Origin of the sequence: Shewanella sp. SG41-4, assembly GCF_014164505.1 — a bacterium.
Classification (GTDB): domain Bacteria; phylum Pseudomonadota; class Gammaproteobacteria; order Enterobacterales; family Shewanellaceae; genus Shewanella.
Window position 1 is genome coordinate 1,390 of record NZ_JACJFI010000303.1, and the last position, 2,718, is coordinate 4,107.

Annotated in this window: 2 protein-coding genes; both read right to left on the minus strand. The window is 39.1% G+C overall.

Features of this window, described 5'->3' with window-relative positions; translation table 11 throughout:
• The coding region (locus H5202_RS18555; protein ID WP_182773374.1) for a retention module-containing protein at nt 1-992 on the minus strand (992 nt) is incomplete at its 3' end.
• Between the two features lie 386 nt (nt 993-1,378).
• Nucleotides 1,379-2,548, minus strand: coding sequence for a heme biosynthesis HemY N-terminal domain-containing protein (locus H5202_RS18560; RefSeq protein WP_182773375.1), 1,170 nt, complete (start codon nt 2,546-2,548; stop codon nt 1,379-1,381).
• Nucleotides 2,549-2,718 lie beyond the last annotated feature (170 nt).

A 2,718-nucleotide genomic window follows, 5' to 3' on the forward strand; every position in this document is an offset into this window, starting at 1 on the left:
TCAGCGTTTAGGACTAGCACGCCATTTTCTAGGGTGACTTCGGTGCCTGCAGCATAACTTTGGCCATCAACTTCAAAGCTGACAACGCTTAAATCTGAATCAACATCGCTGTCGTTATCTAATACATTACCTGTGGCGACAGTATCTTCTGCAACGATATTACTATCGTTAACTAAGACAGAGTCGTCATCGACAGGTGTCACTTCAATAATGAGAGTGGCAGTAATGCCGGTATTGGTTGTGTAAGTGATAACAGGAACTTGACCATTCCAATTTTCATTTGGGGTGAAGGTAAAAGACCCGTCGGCATTAATGATCAGCACGCCACCTTCAAGCTGTACTTCTGTACCCGCTAGATAGGTTTGTCCATCTACATCAAAGCTAACAACACTTAAGTCTGAGTCTGCATCGCTGTCGTTATCTAATACATTACCTGATGCAACTTGGTCTTCGCTGACCGTAATAGCATCGTTGACTAAAACAGATGGGGAATCGTTTTCACCTACGCCTTCTTCCTGGATAACAGCTGTTGGGGCAGCTGCTTGTCCAGTTGTGTCGTAGCCTGAATCCGCAAGTGTTTCGTCACCATCTCTTGTTACAGCAACATAACCAAAATCACCTTGGTTGGCCGTTGGGGTGCCAGCCGCGGTTTCTGGTAAATCAGCAGTAGGGTCTTCGCCAGATGCAATCAAGGCCTGTAAAGCTTCAATTTCATCTAAAGCTTGTTGATCTGCTACTTGTTCAACAATGGTGTCATCGATGTTATCGGCTAATGTATTAACCGATTCGGTATTAGGAATGTTAGCGCTATTAAAAATAGTACCGTCATCAAACGTAATAACGAAACCAAGGTTATTACTGCTGGCAACCATTGCACCAGTCGGCACAACTTGACCGAGTTGCAGTTCCTTGGTTTCATTGTTAATCGTTATCGTTACTGAACCTTCTGAGGCAGAAAGTATTCCATTTTTTGACGTAATCATCGATCCCATTTTAAGCTCCCAACAGCTTTAATACACTAAAATACCAATACATTAATATGGCACAATTTCGGCTTAATTAAGTACAAATATTAACATTAAAAAATTTAGACACATTTAATCAATAATATCACTTGCTGCTAAAGTAGTCAATTTTTTGACATCCAACAGACGTTAAATAATTTATTGCTAATAGTGTTATAAAATAGATAGATACTATTGCGCGTATACTTATCTAAACGTTTCGTAGTCATAAAAAATTCACAATTACGGAATAGGTATTCCACTCCTATATCGGCGGCGATAAGATAAAATGAATATAGAAAATGGATTAATGGATAACAAAAAAGCCTGCAAAATTGCAGGCTTTGGATGTGTACAAAAATAATACTTATTGCTTACAGAGTATTAGCCGCATTGCGATAACTATGAGCTGCTGTAGAGTTTTCACCTAACTGCTCTTGTGCTTGGGCTAAAGCCAGCCATGATTGATGACTTGGTGCTATGCGACATACATTTTGCCAATGAATTTTAGCTTGTTTAGTATCACGATTTTGTATGGCCAGCTTTGCAAGGCACATTTGATAGTCAGCATCATTTTCATGAGTGGTTTCTAATTTGCTGAGCGTTTTACGGATATCTTGATCTTGAGCGGTAATTAAATCAGGTATTGCTGCAAATAAAGCTGCTGTTGGCGAAGCATTGAGCTGTTTATTAATTAACTTTAGCGCTTGATCTTTATGAGCGTACTGAATAAGCCCTTGAGCATAAGCCAATACCAGTTCATCCTCTTTACGTTCTGATTTATTCAACCAATGCCAACATTGAGTTAACTCCGCTTCAGATATTTTGGCAGCATTGGTCATTAAAATACTGTTGGTTTTAGTACTTATTTGGTTGAACTCAGTTTCAGCTAATAATTGACGCTTTTTGATAATAGGCAACAACAATTTCAATGCCTGCCAATCTTGTTGTTGTTGATATAGTTCTTGGGCTAATTTAAGTATTGGGGTGCTACTTTCACTCGTAGGATTCAGTTTATCTAATATTGCCCGAGCCTTAATCAGTTCACCCTGCTTCATTAAATAACGGGTACGCGAAGTATAAACCGCTGTTTTTGCAATTGGGCTTTTCTCTGCTTGAGTTAAATAATGATCGCGAGCTGTAATATTACCTTGATAATGTGCCGCTCTAGCTGCTGCAAATAGATTTAATACCGGAATTTCACCTTTTTCAGCCCCTTTTGCCATGGCTTTTTCTGCAGCAGGCCAATCTTCTTCTGCCAGCGCTAAAGCACCGATTAACGTATGCTTTTTAGCTGCTTTTCTTCGCCATTGTTCTGGAAGGTATCGGCTACTTAATACGATATTTAATAACAAGACGATTAACCATTCGAGTAATTGCAGTGCAAAATAAAACACAATTAACCCAACAACGCCAGTCACTAAGCTAGTTTCTATTTGATAGTCACCAATTGCGATGTAAATATAACCGCTTTGTCCAATAATGAGTGGGCTAAGACACAACCCAATTAAAATGAGAACAACATAAACTAGCGTCTTAATCATTGCGCTGGCTCCTGTGTAGGCATAATTTCACCATAGGTAACCAGTTGTTGAAGCAGTGGCGATACTTGAAATTTATTGAGTGCAACTTTCTCAATCTTAACTTTGGCAAGCTTATCTAAAGATGCAATCATTGTTTTGGTCTTAGGATCACTTAAATCAAAGTACTGTTG

Coding starts and splice junctions, on each gene's coding strand:
- H5202_RS18560 (WP_182773375.1), bottom strand. CDS start 2,548: ATGATTAAGACGCTAGTTTATGTTGTTCTCATTTTAATTGGGTTGTGT.